6 protein-coding genes are annotated in these 6,245 nt (G+C 71.7%); 5 read left to right on the top strand and 1 reads right to left on the bottom strand.

The genetic code is table 11. From position 1 onward, the window contains the following. The coding region (locus tag CCN33_RS18800; protein ID WP_483027247.1) for an excinuclease ABC subunit UvrA at positions 1–1,477 on the bottom strand (1,477 nt) is incomplete at its 3' end. Positions 1,478–1,696: 219 nt separating this feature from the next. On the opposite strand from CCN33_RS18800, the gene CCN33_RS18795 reads away from it, so the two are divergent. The 5 genes from CCN33_RS18795 to CCN33_RS18775 all read left to right on the top strand — a co-directional run bounded on the left by CCN33_RS18795 (position 1,697) and on the right by CCN33_RS18775 (position 6,240). After that, entirely contained in the window at positions 1,697–3,616 is a 1,920-nt protein-coding gene (locus tag CCN33_RS18795; RefSeq protein ID WP_086694740.1) for an N-acetylmuramoyl-L-alanine amidase, read from the top strand. A 270-nt stretch (positions 3,617–3,886) separates the two neighbouring features. Then, a complete protein-coding gene (locus CCN33_RS33110; RefSeq protein ID WP_244173861.1) occupies positions 3,887–4,159 on the top strand; it encodes a MarR family winged helix-turn-helix transcriptional regulator in 273 nt (90 codons plus the stop codon). A gap of 47 nt (positions 4,160–4,206) precedes the next feature. Further along, positions 4,207–5,127: an alpha/beta fold hydrolase gene (locus CCN33_RS18785; RefSeq protein ID WP_086694739.1), complete on the top strand. Its 921-nt coding sequence runs from the start codon at positions 4,207–4,209 to the stop codon at positions 5,125–5,127. A gap of 139 nt (positions 5,128–5,266) precedes the next feature. Continuing rightward, positions 5,267–5,671: a hypothetical protein gene (locus CCN33_RS18780; protein ID WP_086694738.1), complete on the top strand. Its 405-nt coding sequence runs from the start codon at positions 5,267–5,269 to the stop codon at positions 5,669–5,671. 32 nt (positions 5,672–5,703) lie between these two features. Continuing rightward, the gene (locus CCN33_RS18775; protein WP_086694741.1) at positions 5,704–6,240 is read left to right on the top strand and encodes a GNAT family N-acetyltransferase; all 537 of its coding nucleotides are present in this window, start codon (positions 5,704–5,706) and stop codon (positions 6,238–6,240) included. The last annotated feature ends 5 nt before the right edge of the window (positions 6,241–6,245 follow it).

Genomic DNA, 6,245 nt, shown 5'->3' with positions numbered 1-6,245 from the left:
GTCGGCCCGCGACCACCCCGACACCCTGGCCCTGCCGGCCGAGCGCAGGCAGGCCGCGCACGCCCTGATCGGCGGCCTCCAGGACCAGCTCGGCACACTGACCGATCTGGGCCTCGGCTACCTCGCCACCGGGCGCGCGACCTCGACCCTCTCCAGCGGCGAGCTGCAACGGCTGCACATGGCCACCCAGCTCCGCAGCGGCCTGTTCGGCGTGCTGTACGTGCTGGACGAGCCCTCGGCCGGGTTGCACGCCGAACAGGCCGCTGCGGAGCTGGGTGGCCATGTGCAGCCGTTGCAGCTCGCCGCTGGAGAGGGTCGAGGTCGCGCGCCCGGTGGCGAGGTAGCCGAGGCCCAGATCGGTCAGTGTGCCGAGCTGGTCCTGGAGGCCGCCGATCAGGGCGTGCGCGGCCTGCCTGCGCTCGGCCGGCAGGGCCAGGGTGTCGGGGTGGTCGCGGGCCGACTCCAGGAAGGCCGCGAGCTGGCTGAGCGGCATGGATGTGGCCACCGAGATGTCCTGCCCGGCGATGGTCACCGCCAGCGCCTCCGGGTTCAGCCGTTTGCCGTGGCAGGTCGGGCAGATCTCCTCGGACATGAACGACGCGGCCTTGGCCCGCAGATGCGCCGCCTTGGAGGTGGCGAACGTGTGCATCACCCACTTGCGGGGGCTCATGTATGTGCCCTGGTACGAGCGCTGCACCCGGTGCGCGTCACGGACCGGGTGCACGGTGACCGTCGGCTGCTCGTCCGTGGTCAGCAGCCACTCGCGCCGGGCGGCGGGCAGCTCGCGGAAGGGGACGTCGATGTCGATGCCCAGCTCGGCGAGGATGTCCCGGTAGTTCTTGCCCTGCCAGGCGCCCGGCCAGGCCGCGATCGCGCCCTCCCGGATGCTCAGGGAGTCGTCGCCCACGAGCTTGCTCTCGTCGACGCTGTGCAGCCGCCCGAGGCCGGAACAGGTGGGGCAGGCGCCCACGGCGGTGTTCGGCGAGAAGCTGTCCGAGTCCAGCGGCGCGGCGTCGCGCGGGAACGTTCCGGCGAGGTCCTCCGGGGTCCGTCCGGCCGGGTAGGTGCCGGCGCGGGAGTACAGCATGCGCAGCACGTTCGAGACCCGGCTGACGGTGCCCACCGTCGAACGGGTGCTGCCCCCGCTGTGCTGCTGGCGCAGCGCCACGGCGGGCGGCAGACCGGTGATCGAGCCGACCCTGGGGGCCGCGCCCTGATCGATCAGCCGTCTGGCGTACGGCGCTACGGATTCCAGGTAGCGCTGCTGGGCCTCGGCGTAGATGGTGGCGAATGCGAGCGACGATTTGCCGGACCCCGACACTCCGGTGAAGGCCACGACCTGGTCACGGGGTACGTCCACATCGACATGCCGCAGATTGTGTTCGTCGGCACCACGGACCCTGATCAGCCCGTCCTGACCGGGGTCCGGGGGAGTGGCGGGCGTCGGTGCGGGCGTCTGCCGTGGGGGTGGAGCCATGGGCAAAACCTAGCCTGACCGGCCGGTCCGTGCCGCGACCGCCTGGTGATCGGGTGAGCCCGTGATGGTCTCGCGGGGCTGGTTGCGCCACTCAGTTCCATGGCCATACGGTTCGAACGCCGTTGATCTGTAAAGGAATTGACGCTCGAAATGAAGGGCGGCAATGCGATGACCAATGCCTTTTTACCCTTTCCTGGTTGCCATGGAGCGCGGAGACAAATGAAGAGCGAAAGAACCACGGGGAACGCCGCCCGAAAGCCTGCCGCACGGCACCGGCTGTTCGTTCTGGCCGCGGCGGGCGCGCTGACGGCGGGAGCCCTGACCGGCCTGGTGCCCGCCACCGCGCAGGCCGCCACCCCCGCGCCTTCGGGGCCCGGGGCGCGCCAGCACGACTTCGCGGCCGCGGCAGCCAAGTACCACGTACCCGCCCAGGTGTTGCTCGCCGTCTCCTACCAGGAGTCCGGGTGGGACGATCACGCCGGCCAGGTGAGCACCAGCGGTGGCTACGGCCCGATGCACCTCACCGACGTCACCCCCGCGATGCTGGCCTCCGGCGCGGCCGGAGCGGTCGGCCGGGCCGACCTCGCCGACCTGGCGAAGGACCCCGCACTGCACACCCTGCGCGCGGCCGCCGAGCTCACCGGGCTGTCCCCGGCGGAGCTGCGCGAGGACCCCGCCGCCAACATCGCGGGCGGCGCCGCGCTGCTCGCCTCCTACCAGAAGTCCGTGCGCGGCACCCTCTCGGCCGGCCCCGGCCGGTGGTACGGCGCGGTGGCCCGCTACAGCGGCTCCGGCGGGCAGCGCACCGCCACGGCGTTCGCCGACCGGGTGTTCACCACCCTCCGCACCGGCGCCGCCCGCACCACCTCCGACGGGCAGCGCGTGTCGATGGCCGCCGACGGCAACGTGCGTCCCGCCAAGGGGAAGTGGGCCGGTGCCGCGACGGCCACCGCCACCGAGTGCCCGTCCGACGTCACCTGTACGTTCGTACCGGCGGCCGCGTCCAACGGCCAGGTCTCCAACCGGCCCGCCAACGGTGTCCGGATCGACACGATCGTCATTCACGACACCGAGTCGTCCTACCAGTCCGCCATCTCCACGTTCCAGAACCCGGGCGGCAGTTCCGCGCACTACGTGATGCGGTCCTCGGACGGCGCGGTGACCCAGATGGTGCCGACCAAGGACGTCGCGTACCACGCGGGCAACTACTCGACGAACCTGCACTCCGTCGGCATCGAGCACGAGGGCTACGCCGCGCACGGCGCCACCTGGTACACCGAGGCCCAGTACCAGGCGACGGCGTCCCTGGTGCGCTACCTCGCCGGCCGCTTCGGCATACCCCTGGACCGGGAGCACATCCTCGGTCACGACGACGTGGCGGGCCCCAGCTCCGGCCTGATCGCCGGCATGCACTGGGACCCGGGCACCGCCTGGGACTGGGAGCACTTCATGAGCCTGCTCGGGGCTCCGGTGACCGGGGAGCACGGGGTCGGCCCGGTGGGCTCGGCGGTGACGATCGCGCCCGGCTTCGCCGGCAACCAGCAGACCGTGCAGATCTGCCCCGGCGACGACCCCACCGGCGCCACCCCCTCCTGCGTCCGTCAGGAGCAGGCCGCCGACTTCGTCCCTCTGCGCACCGCGCCCAGCGCCACCGCGCCGCTCTTCGGTGACCAGGCCATCCACAAGGGCGCCTCGGGCACCGACCGGATCAGCGACTGGGGCTCCACCGCGCAGGCGGGCCAGCAGTTCGTGGTGGCCGACACGGACGGCGACTGGACCGCCATCTGGTACAGCGGCACCAAGGTCTGGTTCTTCAACCCGGCCGGCGCCAACACCACTCCCGCGCCCGGCGTCACCCTGGTCTCCGCCGCGGGCGCCAACCCGGTCGCGGTCTACGGCTCCAGCTACCCCGACCCGTCCGAGTACCCGACGGGGCTCTCCCCCTCCACCCAGGCGGCGCTCAGCTACTACACCGTCCCCGCCGGTCAGGCGTACGTCGCCACGCGTCCGCCGGTCAACACCGACGACTACTTCTCCTCCGGTGCGGTCGTGGTCGGTGCCAAGAAGATGTACACGATCCAGTACAACCACAGGGTCGCCCTGGTCTATGCCTCGGCGGTGACCGCCACCGGAGTCTGAACCCGGCCCAGCCGCTGACGCCGGGCACGTGAGGTGCCCCGCGGGCGGTACCGGCTCAGCGGCTGGGCGCGGCCCGCCTCCTGGGGGAGGCAACCGGGCCGGAAGTGAACGCAGAGTCCCCCGACGCCCCGTCGGCCGACGTGCTCGCCGTGGTGCCCCGCCTGGCCCAGCTGAGCAACGCCGTCAACCACGGCCGTCTCCCGGAGCGCGGCCGAGGCGGCCGGGCCGGCGCAGGACCGCCCGGCGGTCGGGGTCCTGATGACCCTTCACATGGCGGACCGTCCGCGGCGGATCGGGGAGATCGCGGAACGGATGCAGGTGGTGGGCCCGCACGTCACCCGCCAGGTCCGGTCCCTCGAACACCGCGGTCCGGTCCACCGGGTCTCCGACCCCCACGACCGCCGCGCCGGCCTCATCGAGCCGACGCGGGAAGGGGCCGCGTCGGCGAATCGCTGCGCGAGCTCGCTGGTGGGGTGGTTCTCCGAGGCGATCGCGGGGTGGACGGACGAGGAACGGGCCGATCTGGGGCGGTTGGAGGAGTAGGGAGCACGCGCCGGCTCTCCGGGGGCCCTCCGTGGCAGGATTCCTGTATGCCGAATGTTGTCGTGTCGCCCGAGGTGTCCATCGAGTACGAGAGCTTCGGCGACCCGGCGAACCCACCCGTCCTGCTCGTGATGGGTCTCGGTGCGCAGCTGCTCGCCTGGCACGAGGACTTCTGCCGGGCGCTGGCGGACCGTGGCCGGTACGTGATCCGCTACGACAACCGCGACTGCGGACTGTCCACCAAATTCGACGAGCACCCCGTCGACATGGGCGAGTTCATGGCCGCCGTCAGCTCGGGTGACATCCCCACCGCCCTCACGATGGTTCCCTACCGGCTCCGCGACATGGCCGACGACGGACTCGGCCTGCTCACCGCGCTCGGCATCGAACGCGCCCATGTGGTCGGCAGCTCGATGGGCGGGATGATCGCCCAGACGATGGCCCTCTCCTCCCCGGAACGGGTGCTGACCTTGACGTCGATGATGTCCTCGACCGGCGAGACCGAATACGGCCGGTCCACCCCCGAGGCTCAGGCGACCGTGTCCAGCCCGAAACCGGCGGACCGCGAGGGATACGTCAGGGCGGCGGAGAAGGAGCTGGTGTGGGCCTCCAAGCGCTACGGCGACGCCGCCGCGCAGCGTGAGCTGGCCGCCGCGAGCTACGACCGCTCGTACTGCCCCGCGGGAGTCGGCAGGCAACTCGGCGCGATGATCCTCAGCGGTTCACGCGCGGACGCCCTCCGTGAACTGCGGGTGCCCACGCTCGTGATCCATGGCCTGGACGACACGCTGATCGACCCCAGCGGCGGAAAGCGCACCGCGGAGCTCGTGCCCGGTGCGGAACTCCTGCTGATCCCCGACATGGGCCACGACCGCCCCCGAGAACTCTGGCCGAAGCTCATCGACGCGGTGGTCTCCCACACCGACCGGCTCGTCGGTGAGGGCCCGGCGCCGTACCCGGGGTCCTAGTCGAGGAGGAGGCCCAGGTTCCGCCGCTGGGGCGAGCGGGCCGGCCAGTCGTGTGCGTCGCCGGTCGTGCGGGCGCCGCCGGTACGGTGGCCACGTCGTTCGTCAGGCACGCCGTGGACCACACCGTCAGGAGGAGTCGGTGCCGAACCCGCAATCGCTCGGTCCCGAGGAGAAACTCGCCGAGGCGAAGAGGCTGTCGGGCCTCCCGCGTATCGTCGTGATCTGCGGCTCCACCCGCTTCATGACCGAGATGAACGAGGCCGATGTGCGGGAGACCGCGGCCGGAAGGATTGTCGTCAAGCCGGGCTGTGACATGAAGTCGCCGCATGAACTCTGGTCCGACCCCGCCGAGGCCGGGGCGCTGAAGGTTCGACTCGACGACCTGCACCGGGCGAAGATCCGGCTCGCTGACGAGGTGCTCGTGGTCGGCGGCTACATCGGAGAAAGCACCCGGGCCGAAATCGCCTACGCCCGGTCGCTGGGCAGGCCCGTGCGGTTCACGCACCCCGGCGCCGAAGCACTGGCCGCGACTGTGGAGTCTTGATCGGTGCCGAGTCTGTTGATTGGCTGGTCGGCATGACTGATCTCGGACCCGTTGCCTGGCCGCCCGCACCGATCAGGACCGAGCGACTCGTGCTGCGTGAGCCCGAGGCAGGGGACCGGGCGGCGTTCATCGAGCTGTACGCCTCGCCGGAGGTGCATACGTATCTCGGCGGCCCCCGGCCGCGTGACGAACTCGAGCGCGAGATGGCCGAGGTGCCCGGTCTGCGGCCCGGGAGTTTCGTCGTCGCCCTCGACGGGGCGATGATCGGGCACATCATGTTCAGGAGGCCGGTTGAGCACCGTTGCCCCGTTGCCGAGGGCAAGGTCGATCTCGGCTACCTGTTCCTGCCGCGGGCGTGGGGATTCGGGTACGCCGCCGAGGCCTGCGCGGCGGCGCTCGACTGGCTCGACGGTGCCCTGCCCGGCGAGCCCGTGGTGCTCGCCACCCAGACCGCCAACGCCGGCTCGATGCGCCTCGCGGCCAAGCTCGGGTTCACCGAAGTGGAGCGGTTCCGTGCCTGGGACGCCGATCAGTGGCTCGGCCGGCGGGCCCCGCGGCCGAGCCACTGATCGGC

Source organism: Streptomyces recifensis, from assembly GCF_002154615.1.
Lineage (GTDB): Bacteria > Actinomycetota > Actinomycetes > Streptomycetales > Streptomycetaceae > Streptomyces > Streptomyces griseoluteus.
Note: the sequence above shows the minus strand (reverse complement) of the source record. Positions and strands in the feature narration are given on the sequence as shown.

Coding starts and splice junctions, on each gene's coding strand:
- CCN33_RS18775 (WP_086694741.1), top strand. CDS start 5,704: ATGACTGATCTCGGACCCGTTGCCTGGCCGCCCGCACCGATCAGGACC.
- CCN33_RS18785 (WP_086694739.1), top strand. CDS start 4,207: ATGCCGAATGTTGTCGTGTCGCCCGAGGTGTCCATCGAGTACGAGAGC.
- CCN33_RS18795 (WP_086694740.1), top strand. CDS start 1,697: ATGAAGAGCGAAAGAACCACGGGGAACGCCGCCCGAAAGCCTGCCGCA.
- CCN33_RS33110 (WP_244173861.1), top strand. CDS start 3,887: ATGGCGGACCGTCCGCGGCGGATCGGGGAGATCGCGGAACGGATGCAG.